The sequence below is a fragment of the Brachybacterium sp. 107 genome, from assembly GCF_052379725.1.
In the GTDB taxonomy this organism is placed as follows: Bacteria; Actinomycetota; Actinomycetes; order Actinomycetales; family Dermabacteraceae; genus Brachybacterium.
The window spans coordinates 170,088-196,705 of the sequence record NZ_JBQSYW010000004.1 but is presented as its reverse complement, the minus strand read 5'-3'; the positions used below and the strand labels follow the sequence as shown (position 1 = coordinate 196,705).

The following is a 26,618-nucleotide window of genomic DNA, read 5'->3' as shown; positions in this document are numbered from 1 at the left end:
AGCCCTCGGGATTGGCCTATAGGATCTATGGTTCGCGATGGTCCGTCAAGCGTGCTCCGCCGGCCGCACGCCGGGGGGCGCCGGCGCGTCGAGGATCGCCTGGTAGACCACGTCGACGCTCGGCGAGGAGACGATCCGTCGGTCCCGGGTGGCCGCGACCTGTCGACCCTCGGCGAGGGAGCCGACTGGGATCACGACCATGCCGCTGGTGTCCGAGATGCTCGCGGCCAGGGCGTTCAGCACGCCGACGCCGAGCCCGGCGCGGGCCAGGCTGACCACCGACTGCGGCTGCTCGGACTGCCAGGCCAGCGGGATCTCCAGGCCCCACGCCTGCAGTGCGCTGCCCGTATCGGGATCCGCCGCCGCCCCGGGCTGGGCCACCGCGATGAGCGGGTGCGCGACCAGGGACTCGGGATCCAGTCCCTCGCGGGGGATCGGGCCGGACGGGAGGATCGGGTGCCCGGGAGGGACGATCGCCACGAAGCGCTCGGTCCACAGGTGCACGCTCTGGAGATCGTCCGAGGGCGGATCCGCCGCGAGGGAATGGATCGCGATGTGGAAGCGTCCGGCGCCGATGCCGGAGACCAGATCCGGGGTGGTGTGCTCGGTCAGCTCGATCCGCAGCAGGGGATGCTCGGCGTGCACGGCCGCCAGCACGCCCGGCAGGAAACCGGCGCTCACGCTGGGGTGACAGCCGATGACGACCCGCCCGCGCAGGGTGCCGGTGTGCTGCTCGACGGCCTCGGCGCCGCGTTCGAGGGCCTCGAGCACGGCACGGGCATGCGGGAGGAAGGCGATCCCCAGCTCCGTGGGGCCGATGGGGCGATGGCTGCGATCCACGAGGGTGCCGCCGAGCGCGCGCTCGAGCGAGGCGACGTGCGTGCTCACCCGGGACTGGGCGCGGTGCAGCGCCCGGGCCGCGGCGGAGAAGCTGCCGTGGTCGATCACGGCCACGAAGGTCTCCAGCCAGTCGGTCTGTTCGACTCGGGGCATGCATCCTCCTGCGCGGGACGGGGTGGGTCGGGACGGGACGGGACGGGACGGACCGAACGAGACGGAACGAGACGGAGAAGGACAGTACGAGGTGCGGCGCGGAGCGGTGGGCCGCTGTCCGGCGTGGTCACGAGCCGGTGTCGGGAGAATCCGGCGATACCGCCATCTCCGCAGGTCACCGAGCTGCTGTGACACACCTTACCAATATCGTATATAGGATTTTCGGATCGCGGATCGCGCCCGGAGGCTTCACGACTCCCGGCGTTGGTAACTTTCGGAGCACCTCGATGTTGAGGACCTGCCGCCACCGGCCACCCCGAGCACACAGCCGTGCAGGCGGCGCTCTCTCCTCGATGTGCACGGCATGTTCCCGCTGTGCCCTGCATCCTCCGACCCTCACGATGAAGTGGAGTCCGCCATGACACGCACCATCCCGTCCCCCAGCACCCCCGCCCGACCCGCTCCGCAGCACCCCGCACGTCGTCCCGCCCGCCGGCTGCTGTCCGGAATCGCGGGCGCCGCGGCCCTCGCCCTCGTCGCCGCCGGCTGCTCCGGCGGGTCCGGCGACTCGGCCGGTGGGGCCGACGACAGCGCGGTCCAGGCCTGCAACGACATCAACGCCGACTACCCCAGCGGCCCGGTCGAGCTGATCGTCCCGTGGGCCGCCGGCGGCGGCACCGACGGCGTCGCCCGCCTCATCGGCGACCAGCTCTCCGGCCAGATGGGCGGCAACATCAACGTCGTCAACCGCACCGGCGGCTCCGGCGTCGTGGGCCACCAGGCCATCGTCGACGCGAAGCCCGACGGGCAGACGATCGGTCTGGTCACCGTCGAGATCGGCATGATGCACCATCAGGGGCTCACCGACATCAGCGGCGAGGACCTCACCGCCATCTCCCAGATGAACGAGGACCCCGCCGGGATCACGGTCGCCGCCGACGCCGAGTGGGAGAGCGCCGAGGAGCTGCTCGCCTACATCAAGGAGCACCCGGGCGAGGTGACCTCCTCCGGCACCGGGCAGGGCGGCATCTGGCACCTCGCGCTGCTGGGCATGCTGATCGACAACGACCTCCCCCTGGATTCCGTGAACTTCGTGCCCTCGGAAGGCGCGGCTCCCGCCCTGCAGGAGATGGTCGCCGGCGGCATCGACATGACCACGAACTCGCTGGGCGAGTCCACCACCATGCTCGACTCCGATCGCGCCAAGGCGCTCGCCGTGATGGGCACGGAGCCCGATCCGAACTTCCCGGACGTCCCGACCCTGCAGGAGCAGACCGGATCGGACTACTCCATGTCGGTGTGGCGCGGCATCGCCGGTCCCAAGGACATGGACGCCACCGTCGTGGAGGAGCTCGAGTGCCACCTCGGCCTGATCGCCGAGTCCGACGAGTTCAACGACTTCATGGCCAAGTCCGGCCTCGGCGTGAAGTACCGCGGCGCCGAGGACTTCCAGACCCTCATGGCGGACGACGACGCCGCGAAGGGCAAGGTCATGGAGGAAGCAGGGCTCGCGAAGTGACCACGGCCGACACCACGAGCACGACGGGGGCGGGCCGCAGCAATCTCGTCATCGGAGTCGCCTCCGTCGTGGTCGGAGCCGTCGTGATCCCCTACGGCGCCTCCATGCCGTACATCCGGGAGGGGATCCCCGGCCCCGGCCTGTTCCCGATGATGATCGGCGGCCTGCTGATCCTCTTCGGCGTGCTGCTGGTCCTCACCAACGTGCTCGCTGCGCGCCGCGAGCGCCGGCATCGCGCCGAGCTCGCGGCGGTCGCCGCCGGCGCCGGTTCCCCCGAGGACGACTCCCCGTCGCTGGCCTCGGCCTCGGTCCCGGAGTCCGATGGGGACGTCCCCGTCTCCGAGCTGGAGACCGTCGCGGTGCTGGACACGGACATCGGCTCCGACGGCGCGCGGCGCTGGATCAACGGCGCCGTGCTCATGGGCGGGATCGTCTTCTACGTGCTGTTCGCCGAGATCCTCGGCTTCCCCCTCACGATGGCCATCCTGGTCAGCGCGATCGTGGCGTCCCTGCGGGCGAAGTGGTGGGTCGCGGTGACGACGGGCGTGCTCGCGTCCCTCGGCCTGTGGGCCATGTTCGAGCTGGCCCTCATGGTCCAGCTTCCCGACGGCATCATCCAGGGGTTCTGACATGATCGAGAATTTCGGAAGCGCCCTCGAGCTGGTCGCCGATCCCACGACGATCCTCGTGATGATCCTGGCCGCGCTGTTCGGCCTGGTCATCGGCTCCCTGCCGGGCATGACGGCGACCCTCGCCGCCGCCCTGCTGGTCCCTTTCACCTTCTTCCTGGATCCGGTGCCGGCGATCGCCGCGATCATCACCATGTCCGCGATGGCGATCTTCGCCGGGGACGTCCCCAGTGCGCTGCTGCGCATCCCCGGCACCCCGTCGTCGGCCGCCTACACGGAGGACGCCTTCGCGCTGACCCGCAACGGCAAGGGCGCGCTGGGCCTCGGCGTCTCCCTGGTCGCCTCGGTGTTCGGCGGCCTGTTCGGCTCCATCATGCTGATCTTCGTCTCCCCGATCCTCGGGGAGTTCGCCCTGCGCTTCACGAGCTACGAGTACTTCTGGGTGGCCGTACTCGGCCTCACCGCAGCGGTCATCGTCTCCAAGGGGGCCCAGCTCAAGGGCGGTATCGCGCTCATGGTGGGGCTGCTGGTCTCGACCGTCGGCCTGGACGTCACCCTCGGGTTCCCGCGCTTCACCTTCGGGGAGGATCAGCTGTACCGGGGCGTCGACTTCATCGCGGCGATGATCGGTCTGTTCGGCCTCTCAGAGGTGCTGCGCGCCGTCACCGCGAAGAAGGGCGAATCGATGCCGATCCCGCGGCTCGAGGGTGCGGGCACGCTCCGGCCGACGTTCCGGGCGATCTGGCGCAACAAGGGCCGCGTCGGCTCGGGCTCCATCATCGGCGGCATCGTCGGCGCCCTTCCGGGCGCGGGGGCCGACATCGCGGCCTGGATCGCCTACGCGTTCACCCGCTCCACCAGCCGCGTCCGACCGGGGAAGAACTCGGCGGACGACCAGCGGATCGAAGCCATCTCGGGCGCCTCCAGCGCGAACAACGCGGGCATCGCCTCGGCGTATGTCCCCACGCTCGCCTTCGGCATTCCCGGTGACACCATCACCGCGATCCTCATCGGCGTGCTGCTGGTCAAGGGCATCACCCCGGGGCCGGACCTGTTCCTCTACCAGACGGACACCCTGTACTCGCTGTACATCATCTTCATCATCGCGAACCTGCTGCTCCTCCCGCTGGGCTTCCTGCTGATCAGGGCCTCCGGCTTCGTGCTGCGGATCCCGCGCTCGGTGCTGATGGGCCTGATCGTGTCGATCTCGATCTGCGGCGCCTTCGCCATCAACAACGGCTACCTCGAGGTGGGCCTGATGGTGATCTTCGGGGTGATCGGCTATCTCTTCGAGAAGGGCGGCATCCCGCTGGCCCCCGTCGTGCTCGGCATCGTGCTGGGACCGATCGTGGAGCGCACCTTCATGCAGTCGGTCATCAAGACGAACTGGGACCTCACCGAGTTCTTCACCCGCCCGATCAGCGCGATCCTCATCGTGCTGGTGATCCTCGCGATCGCGTCAGCGCCGATGATGGGCTGGCTGGGCCGGCGCGCCGAGCGGGCCACGGCCCTCAAGGCCGCGCAGGACCAGGCGGCGGGTGCCGACACCGATGGTCACGGTGGCACCGACGACGACGCCGACGTGACGGCCTGATAGCGCCTTCTGCGCAGCGACTCTGCTGTGCAGCGACAGCCACGGGTCGGGACCTTCCGTCTGACGACTCTTCTGCGGAGCAACTCTTCTGTGGAGCGACTCTTCTGTGGAGCGACAGGCGCAGGTCAGGAGTGACCGATGCGGAGGATCCGGGTTCGAGAGTGCACCACGTGTCGGTGAGAAGCCGCTCACCGACACGTGGTGCACTCTCGACGCTCAGCCGGCCTCGGGACGCGGCGCTCCGCTGAGCTGGTTCCCAGCAGGACAGGGCCCCGATACCGCCTCCCACGGCGGGATCGGGGCCCTCTGTCGATTGGTCCCTGTACCGACTCGTCCTTGTAGCGACTCGTCCCGTATTTACTGCGCGGGGCTCAGGAGCGGGTGCGCAGATTCGTCATGCCGCCGTCGATGGGGAGCAGCACGCCGGTGGTGGAGCGGTTGCGCGGGGAGGCGAGGTAGCAGTGCGCCTCGGCGACCTCCTCGGGCTCCACCAGGCGGCCGTGCGGCTGACGGGCGTTGAGGGCGGCGCGCTCGGCTTCGGGGTCGTCCGCCTTCTCGAGCAGACGCCCGATCCACGGGGTGTTCGCGGTGCCGGGCACCACGGCGTTCACCCGGATGCCCTCGGCGATCCAGTCGGCGGCCATGGCCAGCGTCATCGCCTGCACCGCGCCCTTCGAGGCGGAGTAGAGCACGCGCTCGGGGAGGCCCAGCATCGAGGCGATCGAGGCGGTGTTGACCACCGCGGCGGCCTGGGACCTGCGCAGGTGGGGGAGGGCTGCGGTGGTCACGCGGGCCACGGAGACCACGTTGACGTCGAGCACGCGCGCCCACTCGGCGTCGTCGTTCGCGCCGACCTGGCCTTGCGCGCCGATGCCGGCGTTGTTGATGACGATGTCGATCCCGCCGAGCTCCGCAGCCGCGTGGTCCACCGCGGCCGTGACGGCGGCGGTGTCGGTGACGTCGACCTGGATCTGCAGGGCGCCCTCGGGAGCGCCCGACGGGTCGAGGTCCAGGGCCGCGGTGACCGCGCCGCGGGCCTGCAGTGCACGGATCGTCGCCGCGCCGATGCCGGCGCCGCCGCCGGTCACGATGGCCTTCAGGCCGGCGAATTCTGGTTCGGTCACAGCGGTCATGGTGAGCTCCTCGTCGAGTGGTCGTGCCTACAGGATATGGGGATCGGGGTGGGCTGGAATGGTCCGACCTGGGCTTTCGCGGCCCACGGGTCGCAGCTGCTCGCGATACGGATCGTCGTGGTGCACCTGGGCGGTGTTCGCGCTGGTGGGAGGGGTGTCGCGCAGAGATTGTGGATATCGGATAGAGGGTTCCCGGAACGCGGATCACGAGGACGGGTCCTGCCGTCCGGAGCGCTGATAGCGTCCGAAGGGCGTGATCCGGAGCCTCGGCTCCCGATCCCCACCGGACACTAACATCCGATGTCTGCGTCCGGAATGGGTGCCCGTCGTGCACGAAGTCGTGCTCCGGGCCGCTGTCTCCGGGGTCTCCCCGGGGTCGTCGTCCTGTGTCGCGTCGGCATCGATCCCCGAGCATCGATTCCTGAGCGTCGAACCCCATCGCGGAGGAGCCCCCGTGCGAGCACTCGTCCTGACCGACTTCCATCGCCTCGACCTCGTCGAGACGGCACGCCCCGAGCCCGGCCCCGGCGAGGTGCTGCTGCGCCTGTGCGCCACCGGCATCTGCGGCTCCGACTTCCATGGCTTCACCGGCGACAACGGCCGCCGCGTCCCGGGACAGGTGATGGGCCATGAATCCTCCGGCACGATCGCCGCGCTCGGCGAGGGAGTCGATGCCGCGGCCCTGCCCCTCGGCGCGCCGGCCACCTTCAACCCGGTGGTGGTCCCCCCGGAGCAGGCCGAGCAGTACCGCGGCCGCGAGCAGCACGCTCCGGGCAAGCACGTCATCGGCGTCGCCCGGGACATCCAGGCCTCTTTCGCCGACTACGTGGTGGTGCCCTCCCGCAACGTGCTGCTGCTGGACCCGGCGATGCCTCTCGAGCTCGGCGCCCTCATCGAACCGCTCGCCGTCGCCGTGCACGCCGTGCGGCTAGGCCGGCCCACTCCCGAGGAGAAAGTGCTGGTCATCGGTGGTGGACCGATCGGGCAGAGCGTCGTGATCGCCCTGCAGCGGGCCGGCGTGGAGAACGTCGCGCTGTCGGAGATGGACCCGCGACGCCGCGAGCTCGTCGCCTCGCTCGGTGCGCAGGTGCTGGACCCGTCGGCCGGATCCACCGCGGACCTCGTCGCCGAGGCGCTGGGCGGCCCGGCCGACCTCGCGATCGACGCCGTCGGCCTCAGCGCGACCATGACCGACGCGCTCTCCGCCACCACCCTCGGCGGCCGCGTGGTCCTGGTGGGCATGGGCTCTCCCCGCCTCGAGCTGCCGGCCTTCGCGATCAGCACCGAGGAGCGCACCGTCGTGGGCTCCTTCACCTACTCCGCCCAGGACTTCGCCGACGCCACCGCCTGGATCGGCGAGCACGCCGAGGAGGTCGCGCCGCTGGTCAGCGCCGTGGTGCCGCCCGAGAAGGCCCAGGAGGCCTTCACCGCCCTCGCCGCCGGGAAGGGCCCGGCCGGGAAGATCCTGGTCCGCTTCGACGGACAGGAAATTTCCGATCGTTCAGCCCAGGATTCACCCCTGGATTCGTCGCAGGAGGAGACCACCGCATGAGCGCCCATCAGCGCACCATCGCCCACGTCCGCGCCTACACCGTCACCGGCGGCGGCGCCGACTATCACGACCAGGGCGCGGACCATTGGATCGACGACCACATCTCCACGCCCATGTCGATCTACCCCGAGTACGCCGACTCCCGCCAGTCCTTCGGACTGAACGTGCTGGGCACGCTGATGGTCGAGCTCGAGGCCGACGACGGCACGATCGGCTTCGCGGTCTCCACCGGCGGCGAGCTCGGGGCCTGGATCGTCGAGAAGCACCTCGCGCGCTTCCTCGAGGGCGCGGCGGTCACCGACATCGAGCGGATCTGGGACCAGATGTACCGCTCGACCCTGTTCTACGGGCGCCGCGGCATCGTGCTGAACACGATCAGCGCCGTCGACCTCGCCCTCTACGACCTGCTGGGACGCCTGCGCCAGGAGCCGGTGTACGCCCTGCTCGGCGGGCCGGTGCGGGACGAGCTGTCGATGTATGCCACGGGCGCGCGGCCCGATGTCGCGCAGCAGCTCGGCTTCCTCGGCGGCAAGATGCCGCTGCATCATGGTCCGGCCGACGGCGAGGAGGGGCTGGAGAAGAACATCGCCCTGCTCGCGGAGATGCGGGACAAGGTCGGCGACGATTTCTGGCTCATGTACGACTGCTGGATGTCGCTCGACGTCGACTACGCGACGCGGCTCGCGCACCGGGCGCACGAGCACGGGCTGCGCTGGCTCGAGGAGGCGCTCATCCCCGACGACTACTGGGGCTACCAGCAGCTGCGCAAGAACGTCCCGAAGGGCATGCTCATCACGACCGGCGAGCACGAGGCCACCCGCTGGGGCTTCCGCCAGCTGCTCGAGATGGGCTGCGCGGACATCATCCAGCCCGACGTGGGCTGGTGCGGCGGCATCACCGAGCTGCTGAAGATCTCCGCGCTCGCCGACGCGCACGGCGCGATGGTGGTGCCCCATGGCTCCTCCGTGTACTCGTACCACTTCGTCATCACCCGCATGAACAGCCCGTTCAGTGAGTTCCTCATGATGCACCCGACCGCCGAGGAGATCGTCCCGATGTTCTCCCCGATGCTGCTCGGAGAACCGGTGCCGGAGAACGGGAAGATCCGGGTGCCGGACACCCCCGGCTTCGGCGTCGAGTTCAACCCCGAGATCCCGCGACAGCGCCCCCACACCCACTGACCCGCGCCGCACATCCCCAGACATAGGATGTATCGCCCTGTGGTCCGGTCGCGCGCAGTGATGCGGCGCCTGGCACAGTGGAGGCACGCGATATCCGGGCGACAGCGGCGAAGCCCACGCCCCACCCCTTCGAAGGAGAGATCCATGGAACTGCGACGACTCGGCCCCCTCGGCCAGGAGAAGCCCGCCCTCGTGCACGAGGGAGTGACCTACCGCCTCGACGACGTCACCGCCGACATCACCGGCGACTTCCTCGCGGCCGACGGCATCGCCCGCGTCGCCGCCGCACAGCAGGCCGGCGAGCTGCCGGTGTGGGAGGACGCGGAGTCCGAGCGCGTGGGCGCCCCGATCGCCCGCCCCGAGGCCGTCATCTGCATCGGCCAGAACTACGCGGCCCACGCCGCGGAGTCCGGCGCCGACGCACCGACGACCCCGATCGTCTTCTTCAAGCACCCCAACACCGTGGTGGGCCCGCACGACGGCGTCCCGATCCCGCCCGGCGCCACCAAGGTCGACTGGGAGGTCGAGCTGGGCGTGGTCATCGGGAAGCGCGCCTCCTACCTGAAGGACGAGCAGGAGGCCCTCGACGTCATCGCGGGCTACGTGACCAGCCATGACGTCTCCGAGCGCGACTACCAGATCGCGGAGTCCGGCGGCCAGTGGTCCAAGGGCAAGTGCGCCGAGAACTTCAACCCCGTGGGCCCCGCCCTGGTGCCCGCGGCCGAGGTCGAGCAGCAGGACCTGCGTCTGTGGTCGAGCGTGAACGGGGAGGCCCGCCAGGACTCCACCACCGCCGACATGGTCTTCACCGTGGCGCAGCTGGTGCACCATCTCTCGCAGTACATGGTGCTCTCACCCGGCGACCTCATCAACACCGGCACCCCGCAGGGCGTGGCCCTCTCCGGCCGCTTCCCGTACCTGAGCGACGGCGACGTGGTCGAGCTCGGCATCGAGGGCCTCGGGGACCAGCGCTCGGTGTTCGTCCAGCGCCGCTGACAAGGCGCCCGCGTCGGCGACCCCAATCCGGAGCCGACGCGGGCGTCCGAGCCGGCGCGATCCCGTGCACAGGGCGCCGGCACCTCGAGAACCGCCCCGACGGCCATCAGGCTGTCGGGGCGGTTCTCTGTGTCGCCGTGAGATCCGGCGCTCGTGCCCACGTCCGGGGCGGGAGGGTCAGCGGGCGGAGGAGAGGCCCTCGTCGATCCGGCGCACCGCCTTGGTGTTGCGCCAGGCGAGCAGCAGGGCGGGGATCGCGAAGATCAGCAGCGCCAGGGCGAAGGCCGGGTTCCAGGCCCAGGCCACCGTGGCCAGGCCGCCGACCAGCACCGCGATCAGCAGCATCACGCGACGGTTGCGCTCGTAGGCGTCGCGCATCTGCCCGAGCTCGGACTTGAGCGCCTCCTGCTCCGCCGAGGTGCGCACCTTCGGGCCGCGCGCGGCCTCCACGGCCGCCTTGCGCTCGGTGCGCGAGACGGTGACCAGCCGGACCGAGTAGGCGATCGCACCGATGAGCACGAGTGCGAACCCGATCCAGTTCTCCCGCGAGGCGAACAGCCACGAGAGCACGAGGCACGAGGCGATCGCGATCAGATAGATGGGGGTGCGCATGGTCCCGGATCCTCTCACGGCGGTCGGGGCGGGGCCTGCGGCGGGGGTGCTCAGGGTGCTCATCCCAGGAAGTCCTGGAAGAACTGGACGAGCGCGATGAGGCCGAAGACGAACAGCGCCAGCGAGCTGACGGCCACGAGGATCTGCGCCGCCTTGTGCATCCGGAACTGCGGCGGCAGCACCTTGTGCTCGGTCCACAGCTGGGCGAAGCCCCAGACACCCAGGGACAGCACACCGCCGAGGATGCCCGCGAAGGAGATCACCGTGGTGTAGCTGATGCCGCTGAACAGCAGCACCGTCGCGCCGAGGAAGGTGTACGCGGCCACGCCGATGCGCACCTTCTGCCAGTTCTTCGGATCCCGCAGGGCCTTGAAGCTCGGGGCGAAGCTCTCGCGGAAGGTGTACGGGTAGATCGTCGAGAACAGGGCCTGCAGCGAACCGAAGAACGCCGCCCAGATCGCGAGCTGGTAGAGGTACACCAGCACCGGGGAGATCACCGAGAAGAAGGCTGCCTGATCGGTGAGGATGTCGTCGTCGCCGGGAACCGTCTCCGCGGCCCCCGAGCCCAGCACCACATCGCCGAGGATGATGAAGGTGAGCGCCAGGATCGTCACCGAGACGAAGGAGGCGAGCACGTCGAGCTTCACGGCGCGCAGCCAGGCGCGGCCGTTCGCGACGTTCTCCGGGTCCGTCGACAGGGGGATGCGGGCCTGGTCGGTGTCCAGGCGGCGCAGCTTCTCCTCGAGCTCGGCATGGTTGGGAACGCCCAGCAGGCCCCAGCTCTTCTCGCGCAGGGAGCCGACGTAGCCGATGTAGTCGTAGGTGCCGCCGCCGAGGGCGCCGAGGTAGGCGATGATCTCCAGCGGGATCGGGCGGGAGGCGACATCGGGGAAGCCGTCGCGCACCCAGGCCGGATAGTCGCTGGGCACGCTCGGGATCAGACCCTTGAATGCTTCGGCCCACGGCGGATTCGAGACGAACACGGCCACGAACGCGAAGACGATCATGAGGCCGACCACGACGGTCTGGAAGTTCTCGACGATCTTGAAGCTGCGCAGGAACACCGTGGCGAAGCCGACGACGCCCCAGAACATGCCCCAGAGCATCGGATCGATGTCGGTGTGGAACGTCCAGTTCGACCACTGGCCGAGACCCTTGAAGTAGGCCACCGCCCAGGACGGGAAGCAGACCACGGCGAGCACGCCGAGCAGCAGCGCCAGCCAGTTCTTGGGGCCGGGGATGATCTGCGCCCAGCGCTGGAAGGGGTGCTCACCGGTGAGCACGATGTAGCGGCCGCCGGAGTAGACGATCGCGGCCTTCATGATCGCGCAGAGCACGAAGGTCCAGATGATCACCGTCCCGAACACGGCACCGCCGCGTGAGGCGGAGAAGATCTCGCCGTTGCCGATGGTCACGGAGGCGAGGATCATGCCGGGCCCGGTGAACGCGATGAGGTTCCCGAAGCTCCACTTCTTGAGCCGAGGGTCGGCGTCGGGGAACCGGAGCTCCTCGAGGCCCAGCTGCTCGGGCTGTCCTGTGGTCATGTCTTTGGTGCTCCTTGGGCGAGGCGGGGGAGGGGATGCTCGCGGAGGCGGGCGGGGATGGCGCGGAGGTCTCGAGTCCCGCGGGGCCGTCTCGAGGTCGTTCTCGGACGGAGGGCGGTGCGCCCCTCGCGGTACTCTGGGGGAGCTCACGGTGAGACCTCACTCACGTTGTCGCTGACGGTAGGTCGGTGGCGACCCTCCTGTCAACCAGTTCCTACAGGATCGTCGATTCGAGGTGAACCGACGGTCCGCGCCGCCGACGGTCAGGGCCGCAGTCCACGCGATGCGCAGGAGATTTGCCAGGTGCGGCGGATCGGTGCAGGTGCCGGGCTACTCGGTGGTCATCGGCGGGAGAGCGGTCGGTGTCGGAGCTGGATCGGGTCCGGAGCGGACCCGTGGTCACGCTGGGAGATGCACCCGTGGGTGGGGGCGTCGATCTAGCAGGAATCCAATAGGATCGCTATGCTCGGGGTATCGCGCAGCGCTCGGGCGGCCACCGCTCCCTGCGCGCAGGCATCATGGCGTCGGCCCCCCGATCGGCGCCCCTCGACGAAGGAGTCCTCCGCATGACCATCTCCACCGTGACCATCGTCGGCGCCGGCTACATGGGTGGCGGCATCGCCCAGGTCCTCGCCATGGCCGGCTTCGACGTGACCATCGCCGACGTGAGCGTCGACAACGCCAACGCCTCCCTCGAGCGCCTCCAGAAGGAAGCGCGCGACTTCGAGGAGCAGGGCCTCTACGCCCCCGGCAGCGCCGACCTCGTGGCGAAGAACATCTCCGCGGGCAAGACCATCGAAGAGGCCGTCGCCGACGTCGACTTCATCGAGGAGGCCGTCTTCGAGCGGATCGACGTCAAGCGCGACGTGCTCGGGAAGATCTCGCAGCACGCCCGCCCCGACGCGATCATCGGCACCAACACCTCGACGATCCCGGTCAGCGAGCTCGAGAGCGCTGTGACGAACCCCGAGCGGTTCCTCACCGTCCACTTCTCCAATCCGGCTCCCTTCATCCCGGGCGTCGAGCTGGTCGCCGGCAAGGACACCACCCCCGAGGCGGTCGCCGCCGTCAAGGAGCTGCTGGAGAAGTCCGGCAACCAGGGCGCCCAGGTCGCCGACACCCCCGGCATGGTGCTCAACCGCCTCCAGTACGCGCTGCTGAAGGAGGCCACCGCGGTGGTCGAGGAGGGCGTGGCGACCGCCGAGGACGTCGACACCATCGTGCGCACCACCTTCGGCTTCCGCCTGGGCTTCTTCGGCCCGTTCGCGATCGCCGACCAGGCCGGGCTCGACATCTACGCGAACTGCTTCGTGACCTTCGAGAACGCCTTCGGCGACCGCCTCGCGACCCCGCAGATCCTCACCGACTCCGTCGCGGCGGATCGCAAGGGCGTCAAGAACGGCAAGGGCCTGCTCGGCGACTACGACGAGAGCACCTCCGCCGAGCTGATCGCCTACCGCAACAAGGCCTACGCGAAGATGTCGCAGCTCCTCGCCGAGCTCGGCCCGGCCCCGAAGGCCACGCCGACGGCGGAGTGACCCTCGGGGAGATCCCCGTCGGCCGGGACCTGCCCGCCGACGGAGCGTTCCCCCTCTCGATCTCCTCTTCACCCTCCTTCTCATCCGACGGGCACCGCCCGTCGGCCGGGCACTGTTGCCCGGGACCTGAGCCGAACGCTCGGGGCCCGGCACCGACCGGGCCCCGGGCGTTCCGACGTCGGGGCTCCTGCTCGGAGTGATTCCTCAACGTCTGGAGACCCACCCGTGGAAGAACTCGTCCTCGCGGATCGGCCGGTCTGGCTGCTCCTGACGATCGCCGTCGTCGCGATCGTCATCCTGCTCGTCCTCATCATCAAAGCCCGCCTGCACGCCTTCTTCTCGCTGCTGGTCGTCGCGGTCGCCACCGGCCTCGCCGCCGGCATCGGCGTCGGCGACGTGATCGAGGTGGTGATCGGCGGCTTCAGCACCACCGTCGGCACCGTTGCCCTGCTCGTCGGCTTCGGCGCCGTGCTGGGCAGGCTGATCGAGACCACCGGCGGCGCCCAGGTGCTGGCCGACAAGATGCTCGACACCTTCGGGGAGAAGCGCGCGCCGCTCGCCCTCGCCGTCGCCTCGCTGTTCTACGGGTTCCCGATCTTCCTGGACGCCGGCTTCATCGTGATGCTGCCGGTCATCTACACCGTGGCCCGCCGCCTGGGCGGCTCGTTCATGCTCTACGTGCTGCCCTCGATCGCGTCGTTCATGATGATGCACGCGCTGCTGCCCCCGCACCCCGGCCCCACGGCCGCGGCGACCGTGATGGAAGCCGACATCGGCCTCGTGGTGCTGGTGGGTCTGCTCATCGGCCTGCCCACCTGGTACTTCGGCGGCTACCTGGTGGCCCGCGCGATCTCCAAGCGCTTCCCGAACACGCCCGTCCCGGCCCTGCTCGGCGAGCCCCGTACCGTGCCCGCCGACGAGCGCCCCGCCTTCGGCGCCATCGTGCTGGTGCTGCTGCTGCCGCTGGTCCTGATCTTCTTCAACACGGCCTTCTCCACCCTCGAGGCGCAGGGGACCGTGAGCGCCGACAATCTCGCCTTCGAGGTCTCGCGCCTCATCGGCGCGACGCCGGTCGCGCTCGCCCTCTCGGCGCTGCTGGCGATGCTGCTGCTCTACGTCATCCCGCGTCGTCGTCGCGGGCAGCAGGTGGGCGGGCTCCTCGAGGAGCTCGTGGACGACGCTCTCGCGCCGGTCTGCTCGATCATCCTGATCACCGGCGCGGGCGGCGCGTTCGGCGCCATCCTCACCGAGACCGGCATCGGCAAGGAGGTCGCCGACGGGCTCGACGCCCTGGGCCTGCCGCTCATCGTCGCCGCGTACCTGGTCACCATGGCCATGCGCATCGCCCAGGGCTCGGCCACCGTCGCCGCGACCACCGGCGCCTCGATCATGGCCCCGGCGATCATGGCCGGCGACTTCAACTCCATCGCCGTGGCCGCCATGGTCATCACCATCGGCGCCGCCTCGATCGGCTGGTCGCACGTGAATGACTCCGGCTTCTGGCTGATCGGCAAGTTCTGCGGCTTCGACACCGTGACCACCTTCAAGACCTGGTCCGTCGTGGGCACCACCATCTCCCTGGTCGGCTTCGCCCTGTCGGCGGTGGTGTTCGTCATCGCCGCCTGACCCGCGGGCGGCGGCCGCGCCGGCCGCCGCCCGCCTGGCCTGCTCTCCCGCACCGCCCGCCCCGGAAAGGACCTCCACCATGGCCGACTCCCGTCGCCTGCTCGTCCTCGATGACGACCCCACGGGCTCGCAGTGCGTCGCCGGGATCGACGTCGCCTTCGACCTCGACCCCGCGATCCCCACCGAGGTGCTCGCCGAGCCCGGGTCCACCTGCTTCGTGCTGACCAACACCCGGGCGCTCGATGAGGCCGACGCCGTCTCCCTGACCCGTCGCCTCCTCGCCGGGGTGCTCGCGGATCCCGTCACCCGGGAGGGCCTGCACGTCGTCTCCCGCTCCGACTCGACGCTGCGCGGGCACGTCATCGCCGAACCCGCGGCGATCGCGGACGAGCTCGCCGCCCATGACCTCGCGGTCGACGCGATCCTGCTGGTCCCGGCGATGCTCGAGGCCGGCCGGTACACCGAGGGCGATGTGCACTACGCCGTCGTCGACGGGGAGCCGCGCCGCGTGGAGGACACCGACTTCGCCCGCGACGCCACCTTCGGCTACACCCACTCCGACCTGCGGGAGTTCCTCGAGGAGCGCTCCGGGGGAGCGGTCCGCGCGGCCGACGTGCTCAGCATCGGCCTCGACGACATCCGCACCGGGGGCGTCGATCGCGTCCACGAGATCCTCGCCGCCGCGCGGGACCGCCGCTGGGTCGTCGTCAACGCGACGGAGTACTCCGACATGGAGATCGTCGCCGAGGCCGTCGCACGGCTCGAGGCGGAGGGCCGCACCCTCATCAGCCGCTGCGGACCGTCCTTCGTGCGCCCGCTGGCCGGGCAGAGCGGCGCCGAGGTGGTGGGCGCGGACTCCATCACGATCCCCGAGGGGCGGCTGGACCACGGGCTGGTCGTCGTCGGCTCGCACGTGGGCCTGACCACCACCCAGCTGCGCGCCGTCCAGGAGCGCGGCACCCTGGTCGAGGTCGAGCTCCAGGTGCCGTCCCTGCTCGATGGCCGCCGCGAACAGTACCTCGACGAGGTCGTCGAGAGGCTGCGGGAGGCCCTGCTGGAGGACGACTGCGTGCTCTACACCAGCCGTGACCTGGTGCGTACCGATGATCCCGCCGAGTCGCTCGCGATCGCGCGCAGCGTGTCCGACGCCGTGGTCGAGGTGGTGCGGCGCGTGCGGTCGGTGAAGCCGGCGTGGGTGGTCGCGAAGGGCGGCATCACCTCCCACGAGGTCGCCGCGAACGGGCTCGGGATCCGTCGGGCCCGGGTCGAGGGTCAGTTCTGGCCCGGCCAGGTCTCGCTGTTCTCCGCGCAGGAGGCTCCGGAGGAGGTCATGGGCGCGCCGTACGTGGTGTTCCCCGGCAACGTGGGCGGCGAGCAGGCGCTGGCCGACGTGGTGGACCGCCTCACCGCCGCCGTCGCCGCCCGCTGACGACCGGACGTCGCCACCCGCTGGGACGACGGGCCGCCCCGCCGCCCGCCGCGAGCCGTCCGCCGACACTCGCCGCGGTCCCGCCGCGTGCCGCCCGCCGTCCGTCGCGCGTCGCTTGCCGCCGTGTCGTGAAAGGTGCCATGAAGCTGGAACCTTTCGCGACGTGGCACGGTGGTGAGCGCCCCGCCGCCTCGCGGCTCGCGCCTCGCGGCTCGCCGCCCGTCGCCCGCCGCTTGCCCGGCGGTGTCGTGAAAGGTGCCACGGGGCTGGAACCTTTCGCGACGTGGCACGATGCGGAGCGCCTCGCGGTGGGCGCTCCGCATCGTGCGGCGGCCGCCCTTCGCCGCTCATCGCATGTCGCGCCCGGACCAATCGCACGCCGCATCCGACCAGTTGTGCTCCGATCTGTTCCAGCGCAGGGAACATATCGGGCCGAAACTCGCCAGAAGTCTCTCACTCACCTCAGGAGAAGCCCATGACCTCCCCGTCAGCTCAGCCCTCCCCGTCCGCTCAGCCCACCCCCTCGCGCGATGCCGCCTCACCGGCGGTACCTGCGCACTCCACAGTCTCGGGCGTCGCCTCCGAACTGGACTCGGCGCCGACCTCGGCGACGATCGGGTGGATCGGCCTCGGCGCGATGGGAGCGCCCATGGTCCGCACCGCAGGCGCCGCGGGGTTCACCGTGCGAGCGTTCGACCTGAGCCCCGATGCCCGTGAGGCGGTGGCTGATGCCGCGACTCCCGTGAGCAGCGCGGTCGAGGCCGCGACCGGCGCGGACATCGTCGTGGTCATGGTCGCGACCCCCGCCCAGCTCGAGTCAGTCCTGTTCGGTGAGGGCGACTCGAGCAACACGAGCAACACGAGTGACACCGACGGCACCGGTGGCGCGAGCGGTACGGGCGGCATCGCCCCGGCGCTCACCGCCGACACCACGCTGCTGATCATGTCGACCGTCGGCCCCGCCGCGATCGAGGGCACCGTCGCCGCGCTCGAGGGCATCACCGCGCACGTGGTCGACGCGCCCGTCTCCGGGGGCGTGGCCCGCGCCGGGACCGGCGACCTGCTGATCATGGTCGGCGGCGCGGAAGCCGACGTCGCCGCCGTGCGCCCGCTGCTGGGCGCGCTCGCCGCGAACGCTCCCGTCGTCGGCCCGCGTCCCGGGGACGGCCAGCGCTTCAAGGTCGTCAACCAGCTGCTGTGCGGTGTGCACATCGCCGCGGCGGGGGAGGCGCTCGCGCTCGCCGACTCGATGGGCCTCGACCTCGAGCAGGTCCACGAAGTGCTGAACACCGGGGCGGCCGCATCGTTCATGTTCGGCGACCGGGGCGGGCGGATGGTCGCCGGCGCGGTCGATGATGGCGCGTTCGACGAGGTCCGCTCGGCGCTCAGCATCTTCGTCAAGGACATGGGCCTGGTGAGCGAGGCGGCTCGCGAGGTGGGCCAGGAGGTGCCGCTCGCGGCGTCGGCCGAAGCGATCTACCAGCGCGGCAGCGAGCTGGGCCACGACCGCAAGGACGACTCGATCGTGTTCGAGGTGCTGCGCGGCGGGAAAGGCTGACCGAGTCGCGCGTTGCCACGACGCCCTCGCTCTCTCCCGAGGTCCAGCCGGGTTCCTGCCGTGGTGATAGACGAAGCCTTCCAGGATTGGGACCTTTCGTCGATCAACTCCGGGTCGACTGTGATTCCCTGGGAACCCGACGAGCGAGGAGGAGAGCGATGGCGCAGGACGACATGCAGCGGGCGCGCGAGGGAACCGGGAAGCGCAGGACGCCGATGTGGAGCCGAGGCGGCATCCAGGCCGTGTGGATCATCCTGGGTGGTGTCATCGGTGCCGCCATCGGACAGCTCCTCGGGCAGGCGCTGCCCGGCGACTTCGGGTACGCCATGGCGATCGGGCTCGGCGCGGGCATCGCGTTGGGTGCTGCCTTCGGATCGCGCCGGGCGGATGCGAACGATCGGGAGATCGCACGCCGGGCGGAGGAGAGAGCCGGTTCCGACGATGCCTGAGCAGTGCAGAGGCATCGCCGCCCGCATCGACTGGTACCGCAGCGAATCGGCCCGGGCGGACGCGGGCTTGGAGGCGGAGCCGGTGGCGCGGCGGCGCACCTGGAGGATCTGGCGGCGCTGAGGCCGACGGCCGTGTGAGCCGAGGCGGTGCGCGAATCGGAGCGGCGGAGTTGTCGAATTGTGACGAGGTCGCGGGCTCAGCGCGGCACGGGGGTGCGATACTAACCATCGCTTAACGTTGCACAACCGAAAGCATCCGAGATGACGACCAGTGATGCGCTTCCGGTCGAGGCCGCCGCTTCGACGGACGAGAGACCCTCCCGCGCCCCCGTGTGGCGCTCCTTCCTGCGCCCGGTGCCCGCGACCGCCGCAGTCGTCGTGGTCATCAGCCTGCTGTCCGCGGTCTTCGCGAGCCAGCTGAGCGCCCTGTCCGGGAACGACCCGTTCACCTATCACGCGGACGCCCTGGGGCCGGACACCTCACCGACCGGTTTCTTCGGCGGCGTCAGCGCAGAGCACTGGTTCGGGGTGGAGCCCGGCACCGGGCGCGACCTGTTCTCGCTGGTCATCCACGGTGCGCGGGTGTCGCTGCTGGTGGGCATCGCCTCCACCGTGCTGGCCACGGTCATCGGGGTGGTGCTCGGCATCGTGGCCGGGGCCGTCGGCGGGGTCGTCGAGAAGCTGGTGGGCTTCGCCACCGACGTGACCCTCGGCTTCCCCTTCCTCATCTTCGCCATCGCGCTCAGCGCCCTGTTCCCGCTCGAGGCGCCTCGCGCGCTCCTGCTCACCCTGGTCATCGGCATGTTCGGCTGGCCCGGCATCGCCCGGGTGGTCGCCGCGGAGACCCGCGTGATCGTGCAGCAGCCCTATGTCGTCGCCTCCCGGGTGATGGGTGCCCGCTTCGGCCACCTCTTCCGCCACCAGGTGCTGCCCAACGTCGCCTCGACCGTGATCGTCTACTCGTGCATCTCCCTGCCGGGCCGGATCAGCGCCGAGGCCACGCTGTCGTTCCTGGGCGTCGGCGTGCTGCCGCCCACCCCGTCGTGGGGCCGCTCGATCGGCGACGCGATCAGCTGGCTGCTCGTGGACCCGGCCTTCCTGCTGTTCCCCGCCGCCGCGCTGTTCGTGGTGACGTTCTCCTTCAACATCCTCGGCGACACCCTGCGCGACGCCCTCGACCCCCGGGGAGTGCGCTGATGACCCTCTCCCTGCAGCGCGTCGCGCGCAGCCTCGGCGTGCTCCTCGTCGTCGTCGGCCTGACCTTCGCGATCTTCTACGTCGCCCCCATCGACCCCGCACTACGGATGTGCGGGAAGCCCTGCTCGCCCGAGGACCTCGAGGCGGCCCGCGGCTTCATGGGCTTCGACAAGCCCTGGTGGGTGCAGCTGGGCACCTTCCTGGTCGCGATCGTCACCGGGCGCACCTTCGGCTCGGCCGACGTGATCGTCGAGTGCGCGGCCCCCTGCCTCGGGTACTCCTTCCAGCTCCACCAGCCGGTCACGGCCCTGATCGCGGACCGTTTCCCGGTGTCCCTGTCGATCGCCCTCGGCGCCGTGGCCCTGCAGGCCGTGTTCGGCATCGCCGCCGGGGCGCTCGCCGCACGGCGCCAGGGCGGGATCCTGGACCGGGTGGTGACGGGCGTGTCCGTGATCGCCGCGTCGGCCCCCGCCTTCGTGGTGGGTCTGCTCGCCGTGGTGGTGTTCGCGCTGCGCCTGGACCTGCTGCCCAGCGGCGGCTACGAGCCCTTCACCGAGGGTCCGCTGGAATGGGCGCGGCACCTGGTGCTGCCCTGGGCCACGCTCGCGTTCCTCAACGGCGCCATCTACGCCCGGCTCGTGCGGTCCTCGATGATCGAGCAGCTGGGCCTGGACTACGTGCGCACCGCGCGGGCCAGCGGCCTGTCCGAACGACGGATCGACCGGTACGCCCTGCGCAACCTCGCACTGCCGCTGACGACGCTCATCGCGCTCGACATCGGGGCGCTGCTGGGCGGCACCGTGATCACCGAACGGATCTTCGGCCAGCCCGGCCTCGGCGCCCTGCTGCTGGATGCGACCTCCACCGCGGACCTGCCGGTCATCGTCGGCACCACGCTCGTGGGATCGCTGCTCATCGTGCTCGCGAACCTCAGCGCCGACCTCGCGCGGCCGCTGCTGGACCGTCGGCTCGCCCAGGGCGGCCGTTCGCGCCGCCCCTCCACCGCCACCCCCCTGCCTGACCAGAACCCCCAGGAGACGACCCCATGACCTCGAAGCCCTCGAAGCCCTCGAAGCCCTCGAAGCCCTCGCTGCCCTCGACTCGCTTCTCACGACGCGGCATCCTCGCCGCCACCCCGCTCGTGCTCGGCATGGGAACTCTTGCCGCCTGCTCGAACGGCGACTCCGGCGGCTCCTCCGACGGGGGCGGCGGGAAGACCGGCGGCACGCTCACCATCTTCACCACCGGCGAGGAGATGAGCTTCGACCCCGCGACCAGCCAGAACCTCGCGATCACCACGCTGGGCCTGACCGCGCGCCGCCTCACCGCCTGGAAGACCACGGCCGGTGCCCCCACCGAGCTGATCCCCGACCTCGCGACCGACGTCGGCACCGCCTCCGAGGACGGCCAGACCTGGACGTTCACCCTCCAGGAGGGGCTGCTGTTCGAGGACGGCACCCCGATCACCGCGGCGACCGTGAAGTACGGCCTCGAGCGCTCCTTCGCGGCCGAGCTCACCGGCGGGCTGACCTATCACAAGGTGCTGCTCGAGGGCGGCGAGGACTACGCGGGTCCGTTCTCCGGCAAGCACCTCGACTCGATCGAGACGCCCGACGATCTCACCCTCGTCTTCCACCTCAACCGCCCCTACGGCGACTTCGGCTGGATCGCCTCGACCCCCGCGTTCGCCCCGGTCCCCGAGGACTCCGGCGAGCCCGAGACGTACGCGACGAAGCCCGTCGCCAGCGGTCCCTACCGCCTGAAGTCCTACTCCCCGGGCAGCAATGCCGTGCTGGTGCGCAACGAGAAGTGGGATGTGGACACCGACGCGGCACGCCTCGGCGGCCCCGACTCGATCGAGTTCTCCCTCGCGCAGGATGCGAGCGTCGTCGCCCAGTCGATCATCGCGGACCGCTCGGACTCCCAGGACGCCTTCCTGTCGAGCTTCGTGCCCACTGCGCAGCTGGTCCAGGCCCAGAACGATCCGAAGGTCGGGGACCGCCTGGTCACCTCCGGCCCGGGCGCGCTGGAGTACCTGGCCCTGAACACGGAGTCCGACGGGCTGAAGGACGTGAAGGTCCGCCAGGCCATCCAGTACGCCGTGGACAAGGAGGCCTACCGCACCGCGAAGGGCGGCGAGATCTCCGGCGACTACGCGACCACGCTGATCACCCCGGGCATCGCCGGCCGCGAGGAGTACTCGCTGTACGGCGACGAGCCCACCGGTGACGTCGACAAGGCCACCGCGCTGCTCAAGGAGGCCGGGGCGAGCGACCTGACGCTCCGCCTGGTCATCACCGACGACCAGACCGGCGCCGCCGAGTCCGTGCAGCAGGGTCTCAAGCGCGCCGGGATCACCGTGACGATCCAGCCGCTGGACGAGAACGCCTACTCCTCCGAGGTCACCGCGGGCGACGGCACCGGCTACGACCTGGTGCTCAGCTCCTGGCAGCCCGACGTCCCCTCGCCCAACGCGAACCTCACCCCGCTGTTCGACTCCAGCCAGATCGGCGACGGCAACTACAACCTGGCGCGCTACGCCAACCCGGACGTGGACGCCGCGATCCTCGAGGCCTCCTCCACGATCGATGCCGACGAGGCGCACGCGAAGTGGGCCGCTGTCGACAAGCAGATCCTCGAGGACGCGCCCGTGGTGCCGCTGATCTACTCGAAGAACTCCTTCACCCACGGCTCCGGCGTGGAGAACTTCGTGATCGGCGAGTTCCCTGCCTACCCGAACTACCTCACGGTGACGCTGGGCTGATGAGCACTGCCGACGAGCTCCTCGCCCTCCGCGACCTGCAGGTGCGCATCGCGGGCCGGTCCATCGTGACCGGCCTGGACCTCACCGTGCGCGCGGGGCGGATCACCGCGCTGGTGGGCGAATCCGGGTCCGGGAAGAGCATGACGGCCCTGTCCACGATCGGGCTCCAGCCGCGCAGCGCCGAGGTGCGCGGCAGTGCCCGGCTGGACGGCGCGGAGCTCGTCGGCTGCTCCCCCTCGGAGATGCGGCGGATCCGGTCCGGGCAGATCGGGATGATCTTCCAGGAGCCCGGGCAGTCGCTCTCGCCGGTGATGAAGGTGTCCACGGGCTTCCGGCACGTCCTCGCCGTCCGCGAGGGCATCCGCTCCCGGGCGCGGGCGGTGACGAGGACGAGGGAGCTGCTGGCCTCCGTCGGCCTGCCCGATCCGGACCGCACCGCCGCCTCCTACCCGCACGAGCTCTCCGGCGGGGAGCTGCAGCGCGTGGTCATCGCCCTCGCGCTCAGCGGCGACCCCGCCCTGCTCATCGCCGACGAGCCCACCACCGCGCTCGACGTCACCGTGCAGCGCGGGATCCTCGACCTGCTGGTGAGGATCGTGGCGGAGCGGCAGATCGGGGTCCTGCTCATCACCCACGACATGGGTGTGGTGGGTGAGATCGCCGACGAGGTCGTGGTCCTCAAGGAGGGCGACGTGGTCGAGACGGGGCCGGTGCGCCAGGTGCTCGCCGCGCCCGAGGCCCCGTACACGAAGGCGCTGCTCGCGGCCGTGCCACGCCTCGCCGAGAGCCTCGAGCGGGCCGACGGGGCGCGGGGTGGCGCCGCACGGGGCCGGCGGGCCGCCCGGACGGACGATGGAGAGCGGGCCGACGAGGCCCCTGCCTCTGCCGCTGCTGGACCCACGGAGCACCCCGTCGTCCGCGTCGACGGGCTGACCGTGGAGTACCACCGGCGCGGGGGCTCGTACCTGGCCCTCGACGACGTCGGCATGGAGATCCGACGCGGAGAGATCCACGGCCTGGTCGGGGAGTCCGGGTCCGGGAAGTCCACGTGGGGCAAGGCCCTGGCCGGGCTGGTCCCCGCGCAGGCGCGCACCCTCGAGATCGAGGGCGTCGACCCGCGCACCCTCGGCGCCGCGCAGCGTCGGGCGGCGTATGCGCGGGTGGGGCTCGTGTTCCAGGACCCGGCCTCCTCGCTGAACCCGCGCCGCACCGTGGGCTGGAGCATCGGGGAGCCGTTGCAGCTGGCCGGGGGCACGTCGCGCACCGATATCGCCCGACGGGTGAAGCGGGCGCTGGAGGTCGTGCACCTGCCGGCCTCCTACGTCAGCCGACTCCCGCACGAGCTCTCCGGCGGCCAGCGCCAGCGCGTCTCGATCGCCCGTGCCCTGATCCTCGAACCGGCGCTGCTGATCGCCGACGAGCCCACCAGCGCCCTGGACGTCACCATCCAGGCGCACGTCATCGACGTGCTGCGCGACGCGATCGCTGAGACCCGCTTCGCCTGCGTGTTCATCAGCCACGACCTGGCCGTGGTGGGCTCGCTCGCGGACCACGTGACCGTGCTGCGCGCCGGTCGCGCCGTGGAGCAGGGCACCGCGCGCGACGTGCTCGGGGACCCGCAGCACGAGTACACGCGGGCGCTGCTCGCGAGCGTCCCGGATCCGGAGCGCCGGCTCCGCGAGGGCGACGGCGAGGCGGCGTAGCCTGGTCCACTCTCGACAGCTACCCAGCGGTTATGTGCACGTCCGTTCCATCCATGGAAGCAGTGCGCACATAACTGGGCGGTCATGGGGCGGCGGGCGCTGGGGGAGGGTGCCCGGGGGAGGGTGCGCTGGGGCCTCGCGGTCTCGCTCAACAGCGGGCCACCTCCGCGTCAGCGGGCCACCTCCGCGTCAGCGGGGCAACGAAGGGGGAATCGAAGGTGCAATCCGCCTATTTTGCCCCGCTGGCCGTGACGAGACCGTCGGGGTCAGGGTCGGGGTCAGGGGCGGGGCCGGTGACGGTGCCGTGTGGCCGGGACTGAGGTGTTGTGCTGACTGGGTGGCCGGGGACTTGTCGGGCTCAGACCCGGGGCACGGATTCCCAGGCCCGGGAGGCCGCGGAGCGCACTACGGCCTCGCACACCTCGGCGGCGGCGAGACCGTCGGCCGCGTTCGGGGCCAGGTGCGTGCCGTGGGCGACGTCGGAGAGGAACTCCGCCGCCTCGATCGTCTTGAGGTCGTCGAAACTCATGGGGATGCCCGGGCCCGGCTGGAAACGGGCGTAGTCGCCGTGGCCGGGGCCGGCGAAGACCGTTGTGTAGCCGTGCTCGCCGCCGCCGCCGCCGCTGGTGCCGTCGGTGCCGTTGACCGGGTCGATCATCACCTCGAACTCGTTCATCCGGGTGAAGGACCAGCGGGCCGAGCCCTCGGTGCCGAACAGCTCCAGGGCGTAGTCGCTGCGGTGCCCGCGGGCCACGCGCGAGGATTCGAGCGTCGCGTGGGCGCCGCCGGAGAGCCGGGAGAGGGCCGCGACCCAGTCCTCGTTCTGCACGGGGCCGCGCTCCTCGCCCACCTCGATGCCGCCGTGTCCCACCCCGGCGGAGGTGGGGATCGGACGCTCGGGGATGAAGATGTCCGAGGTCGCGTTGACCTCCTCGATGTGCTGACCGGTCACGTACTCCACGAGGTCCGCGCCGTGCGAGAGGAGATCGCCGATCACGCCGCTGCCTGCCTTATCCCGGTCGTACCGCCAGGTCAGGGCACCGTCGGGGGAGGAGGCGTAGTCGGCGTTGAGCCAGCAGCGCACGTTCGTGATCCGGCCCAGGCGACCGTTCGCGACGAGGGAGCGCAGGTGCTGCACGGCCGGGGCGTGGCGGTAGTTGAAGCCCACCGCGGTGGCCACGCCGGCGGCGGCCGCGGCGTCGTGGATCTCGCGGGACTGCGCGGCGGAGACACCCATCGGCTTCTCGATCCAGAACGGCTTGCCGGCCGCAGCGGCCTTCACGGCGAAGTCGCGGTGCAGGAAGTTCGGGGAGCAGATCGAGACGGCGTCGACCTCAGGATCGGCGAGCACCTCGTCGATGCTCGCCACCGCCTTCTCGAACCCGAACTGCTCGGTGGCGGCGAGCTGGTTCGCCTCGACCGGGTCCGCCGCGACCACCAGGCGGGGCCGCAGCCCGAGCTCGGGGAAGCGGGACGGGATCCGCTGGTACGAGGTGGAATGGAGGCGCCCCATCCAGCCGAGGCTGATCACGCCGATACCGATGTCCTGCATGGTCTACTCCTGAGGTCGTGTGGTGGTGCGGGCACGCGGAGCCCGGTCGGCCCGGTGCATTGGGCGCGCCCCGTCCGCCCGGTGGAGCGGGCGCCCACCGGTCCGTCCGGTGGGGCGGGTACGCGTGGCCCGTCGGCCCGACGGCCCGTCGGCCCGTCGGCCCGTCGGCCCGTTGTCAGTCGCCGTCGAACTCTGCGAGCAGCCGCTCGCGCATCCGCACGTTGATGGCGTCGGCCTCTTCCTCCCAGCCGAACACGCACACGGACATCGGTCCGTCGTACTCGCGCTCGCGCAGGTAGGTGAAGGCCGCGTCCCAGTCGATCTCGCCGTTGCCGATCTCGTTGTGCTGGTGGATACGGGCATCGACGCCGGGCGGGTTCATGATGTAGCGGTTGCCCACGTTGGCGGTGTGGTCGAAGACGTCCGCGATGTGCAGGTGCTTCAGGCGGTCCCCGGCGTACTCCATCATCTCGCGCGGATCCCGGTTCCCGCGGCCCACGTGATAGGCGTGCGGGAAGCAGAACTCGTAGTTCAGCCAGTCGCGGTCCACGCCGCGGATGATCTGCACGGCCTGGTCGTTCTCCTCGATGAAGTCGTAGGGGTGCGCCTCGATCGTGCACTCCAGGCCGTACTTCTCGAAGACGGGGACCAGCTCCTCGATGGACTTGTAGAACTGGTGCTCGCTCTGGAGCGCCCGGTTCGGGTCGCCGGAGAACTCGGTGGCGATCAGCGGTACCTCGAGGGCGTCGGCGATCTCCAGCAGACGCTTCCAGTTGCGCACCTGAGCCTGGCGTTCCTGCTCATCCGGCGAGGCCCAGTCGAAGACGGGGTTGAAGGACCAGATCTTCACGCCGGTGTCCGCCATCGCCCGCTTCACCTCAGCGATCTGATGACGATCCACCTTGGGGTAGTGGTGCCACTGGTGGAAGTCCGCGCGCGGGGACAGCTCGAGGTAGTTGAAGCCCAGCTCACGGGCCTTGTGCAGCTCCTGGGCGACGGAGAGGTGCGGGTGGTACATGGACGGGTCCAGCAGGATCTTCACCATCGGG

Annotated in this window: 21 protein-coding genes; 15 read left to right on the top strand and 6 right to left on the bottom strand. The window is 70.6% G+C overall.

What is annotated here, in order from left to right:
* Positions 1-45: 45 nt before the first annotated feature.
* Entirely contained in the window at positions 46-993 is a 948-nt protein-coding gene (locus ACT3UL_RS07265; protein WP_444577477.1) for a LysR family transcriptional regulator, read from the bottom strand.
* Positions 994-1,411: 418 nt separating this feature from the next.
* On the opposite strand from ACT3UL_RS07265, the gene ACT3UL_RS07260 reads away from it, so the two are divergent.
* From ACT3UL_RS07260 to ACT3UL_RS07250, 3 genes are read left to right on the top strand one after another with little or no spacing between them, the layout of a single operon-like run.
* Positions 1,412-2,512 (top strand): tripartite tricarboxylate transporter substrate binding protein, encoded by a 1,101-nt coding sequence (locus ACT3UL_RS07260; RefSeq protein ID WP_443426773.1) that lies wholly within the window; start codon positions 1,412-1,414, stop codon positions 2,510-2,512.
* On the top strand, positions 2,509-3,141 hold the full coding sequence (locus ACT3UL_RS07255) for a tripartite tricarboxylate transporter TctB family protein (protein WP_444577476.1): 633 nt from the start codon (positions 2,509-2,511) through the stop codon (positions 3,139-3,141). Before ACT3UL_RS07260 ends, ACT3UL_RS07255 begins: the two co-directional genes overlap by 4 nt.
* A 1-nt stretch (position 3,142) precedes the next feature.
* Positions 3,143-4,735: a tripartite tricarboxylate transporter permease gene (locus ACT3UL_RS07250; protein ID WP_444577475.1), complete on the top strand. Its 1,593-nt coding sequence runs from the start codon at positions 3,143-3,145 to the stop codon at positions 4,733-4,735.
* 371 nt (positions 4,736-5,106) lie between these two features.
* Here ACT3UL_RS07250 and ACT3UL_RS07245 read toward each other — a convergent pair whose 3' ends face one another.
* Positions 5,107-5,868, bottom strand: a complete 762-nt coding sequence (locus tag ACT3UL_RS07245; protein WP_444577473.1) for an SDR family NAD(P)-dependent oxidoreductase — start codon at positions 5,866-5,868, stop codon at positions 5,107-5,109.
* Positions 5,869-6,322: 454 nt separating this feature from the next.
* Between ACT3UL_RS07245 and ACT3UL_RS07240 the strand changes: the two genes are divergently transcribed.
* From ACT3UL_RS07240 to ACT3UL_RS07230, 3 genes are all read left to right on the top strand, one after another.
* On the top strand, positions 6,323-7,420 hold the full coding sequence (locus ACT3UL_RS07240; RefSeq protein WP_444577472.1) for a zinc-dependent alcohol dehydrogenase: 1,098 nt from the start codon (positions 6,323-6,325) through the stop codon (positions 7,418-7,420).
* A complete protein-coding gene (gene rhmD / locus ACT3UL_RS07235; protein ID WP_444577470.1) occupies positions 7,417-8,601 on the top strand; it encodes an L-rhamnonate dehydratase in 1,185 nt (394 codons plus the stop codon). Before ACT3UL_RS07240 ends, rhmD begins: the two co-directional genes overlap by 4 nt.
* A gap of 144 nt (positions 8,602-8,745) precedes the next feature.
* A complete protein-coding gene (locus ACT3UL_RS07230; RefSeq protein ID WP_444577468.1) occupies positions 8,746-9,597 on the top strand; it encodes a fumarylacetoacetate hydrolase family protein in 852 nt (283 codons plus the stop codon).
* Between the two features lie 177 nt (positions 9,598-9,774).
* Here the strand turns inward: ACT3UL_RS07230 and ACT3UL_RS07225 are convergent, their stop codons facing one another.
* Positions 9,775-10,272, bottom strand: coding sequence for a hypothetical protein (locus tag ACT3UL_RS07225; protein WP_444577466.1), 498 nt, complete (start codon positions 10,270-10,272; stop codon positions 9,775-9,777).
* Complete coding sequence (locus ACT3UL_RS07220) at positions 10,269-11,753, bottom strand: Nramp family divalent metal transporter (protein ID WP_444577464.1); 1,485 nt, start codon at positions 11,751-11,753, stop codon at positions 10,269-10,271. Before ACT3UL_RS07220 ends, ACT3UL_RS07225 begins: the two co-directional genes overlap by 4 nt.
* A gap of 566 nt (positions 11,754-12,319) precedes the next feature.
* On the opposite strand from ACT3UL_RS07220, the gene ACT3UL_RS07215 reads away from it, so the two are divergent.
* The 9 genes from ACT3UL_RS07215 (at position 12,320) to ACT3UL_RS07175 (ending at position 24,017) form a co-directional block, all read left to right on the top strand.
* Positions 12,320-13,291 carry a 3-hydroxyacyl-CoA dehydrogenase family protein gene (locus tag ACT3UL_RS07215; protein WP_193117635.1) on the top strand — a complete coding sequence of 324 codons (972 nt, stop codon included), beginning with the start codon at positions 12,320-12,322 and terminating at the stop codon, positions 13,289-13,291.
* Between the two features lie 225 nt (positions 13,292-13,516).
* Entirely contained in the window at positions 13,517-14,917 is a 1,401-nt protein-coding gene (locus tag ACT3UL_RS07210) for a GntP family permease (RefSeq protein ID WP_444577462.1), read from the top strand.
* Between the two features lie 79 nt (positions 14,918-14,996).
* Positions 14,997-16,346, top strand: a complete 1,350-nt coding sequence (locus tag ACT3UL_RS07205) for a four-carbon acid sugar kinase family protein (RefSeq protein WP_444577461.1) — start codon at positions 14,997-14,999, stop codon at positions 16,344-16,346.
* A 475-nt stretch (positions 16,347-16,821) separates the two neighbouring features.
* The gene (locus ACT3UL_RS07200) at positions 16,822-17,904 is read left to right on the top strand and encodes an NAD(P)-dependent oxidoreductase (protein WP_444577460.1); all 1,083 of its coding nucleotides are present in this window, start codon (positions 16,822-16,824) and stop codon (positions 17,902-17,904) included.
* Positions 17,905-18,062: 158 nt separating this feature from the next.
* Positions 18,063-18,353 (top strand): hypothetical protein, encoded by a 291-nt coding sequence (locus tag ACT3UL_RS07195; protein ID WP_444577459.1) that lies wholly within the window; start codon positions 18,063-18,065, stop codon positions 18,351-18,353.
* A gap of 261 nt (positions 18,354-18,614) precedes the next feature.
* Positions 18,615-19,550, top strand: coding sequence for an ABC transporter permease (locus ACT3UL_RS07190; RefSeq protein ID WP_444577458.1), 936 nt, complete (start codon positions 18,615-18,617; stop codon positions 19,548-19,550).
* On the top strand, positions 19,550-20,599 hold the full coding sequence (locus ACT3UL_RS07185; RefSeq protein ID WP_444577456.1) for an ABC transporter permease: 1,050 nt from the start codon (positions 19,550-19,552) through the stop codon (positions 20,597-20,599). Before ACT3UL_RS07190 ends, ACT3UL_RS07185 begins: the two co-directional genes overlap by 1 nt.
* On the top strand, positions 20,596-22,314 hold the full coding sequence (locus ACT3UL_RS07180; protein WP_444577454.1) for an ABC transporter substrate-binding protein: 1,719 nt from the start codon (positions 20,596-20,598) through the stop codon (positions 22,312-22,314). Before ACT3UL_RS07185 ends, ACT3UL_RS07180 begins: the two co-directional genes overlap by 4 nt.
* Positions 22,314-24,017 (top strand): ATP-binding cassette domain-containing protein, encoded by a 1,704-nt coding sequence (locus ACT3UL_RS07175; protein WP_444577453.1) that lies wholly within the window; start codon positions 22,314-22,316, stop codon positions 24,015-24,017. Before ACT3UL_RS07180 ends, ACT3UL_RS07175 begins: the two co-directional genes overlap by 1 nt.
* Positions 24,018-24,375: 358 nt before the next feature.
* Here ACT3UL_RS07175 and ACT3UL_RS07170 read toward each other — a convergent pair whose 3' ends face one another.
* Both ACT3UL_RS07170 and ACT3UL_RS07165 read right to left on the bottom strand, forming a co-directional pair.
* On the bottom strand, positions 24,376-25,569 hold the full coding sequence (locus tag ACT3UL_RS07170; RefSeq protein WP_444577452.1) for a Gfo/Idh/MocA family protein: 1,194 nt from the start codon (positions 25,567-25,569) through the stop codon (positions 24,376-24,378).
* A 175-nt stretch (positions 25,570-25,744) separates the two neighbouring features.
* Entirely contained in the window at positions 25,745-26,614 is an 870-nt protein-coding gene (locus tag ACT3UL_RS07165) for a sugar phosphate isomerase/epimerase family protein (protein ID WP_444577450.1), read from the bottom strand.
* Between the last annotated feature and the right edge of the window lie 4 nt (positions 26,615-26,618).

Excerpts from the sequence above, each read along its gene's own strand:
- ACT3UL_RS07265 (WP_444577477.1), bottom strand. The coding sequence starts at position 993 with ATGCCCCGAGTCGAACAGACCGACTGGCTGGAGACCTTCGTGGCCGTG.
- ACT3UL_RS07260 (WP_443426773.1), top strand. The coding sequence starts at position 1,412 with ATGACACGCACCATCCCGTCCCCCAGCACCCCCGCCCGACCCGCTCCG.
- ACT3UL_RS07250 (WP_444577475.1), top strand. The coding sequence starts at position 3,143 with ATGATCGAGAATTTCGGAAGCGCCCTCGAGCTGGTCGCCGATCCCACG.
- ACT3UL_RS07245 (WP_444577473.1), bottom strand. The coding sequence starts at position 5,868 with ATGACCGCTGTGACCGAACCAGAATTCGCCGGCCTGAAGGCCATCGTG.
- rhmD (WP_444577470.1), top strand. The coding sequence starts at position 7,417 with ATGAGCGCCCATCAGCGCACCATCGCCCACGTCCGCGCCTACACCGTC.
- ACT3UL_RS07230 (WP_444577468.1), top strand. The coding sequence starts at position 8,746 with ATGGAACTGCGACGACTCGGCCCCCTCGGCCAGGAGAAGCCCGCCCTC.
- ACT3UL_RS07225 (WP_444577466.1), bottom strand. The coding sequence starts at position 10,272 with ATGAGCACCCTGAGCACCCCCGCCGCAGGCCCCGCCCCGACCGCCGTG.
- ACT3UL_RS07220 (WP_444577464.1), bottom strand. The coding sequence starts at position 11,753 with ATGACCACAGGACAGCCCGAGCAGCTGGGCCTCGAGGAGCTCCGGTTC.
- ACT3UL_RS07215 (WP_193117635.1), top strand. The coding sequence starts at position 12,320 with ATGACCATCTCCACCGTGACCATCGTCGGCGCCGGCTACATGGGTGGC.
- ACT3UL_RS07205 (WP_444577461.1), top strand. The coding sequence starts at position 14,997 with ATGGCCGACTCCCGTCGCCTGCTCGTCCTCGATGACGACCCCACGGGC.
- ACT3UL_RS07200 (WP_444577460.1), top strand. The coding sequence starts at position 16,822 with ATGACCTCCCCGTCAGCTCAGCCCTCCCCGTCCGCTCAGCCCACCCCC.
- ACT3UL_RS07195 (WP_444577459.1), top strand. The coding sequence starts at position 18,063 with ATGGCGCAGGACGACATGCAGCGGGCGCGCGAGGGAACCGGGAAGCGC.
- ACT3UL_RS07190 (WP_444577458.1), top strand. The coding sequence starts at position 18,615 with ATGACGACCAGTGATGCGCTTCCGGTCGAGGCCGCCGCTTCGACGGAC.
- ACT3UL_RS07185 (WP_444577456.1), top strand. The coding sequence starts at position 19,550 with ATGACCCTCTCCCTGCAGCGCGTCGCGCGCAGCCTCGGCGTGCTCCTC.
- ACT3UL_RS07180 (WP_444577454.1), top strand. The coding sequence starts at position 20,596 with ATGACCTCGAAGCCCTCGAAGCCCTCGAAGCCCTCGAAGCCCTCGCTG.
- ACT3UL_RS07175 (WP_444577453.1), top strand. The coding sequence starts at position 22,314 with ATGAGCACTGCCGACGAGCTCCTCGCCCTCCGCGACCTGCAGGTGCGC.
- ACT3UL_RS07170 (WP_444577452.1), bottom strand. The coding sequence starts at position 25,569 with ATGCAGGACATCGGTATCGGCGTGATCAGCCTCGGCTGGATGGGGCGC.
- ACT3UL_RS07165 (WP_444577450.1), bottom strand. The coding sequence starts at position 26,614 with ATGGTGAAGATCCTGCTGGACCCGTCCATGTACCACCCGCACCTCTCC.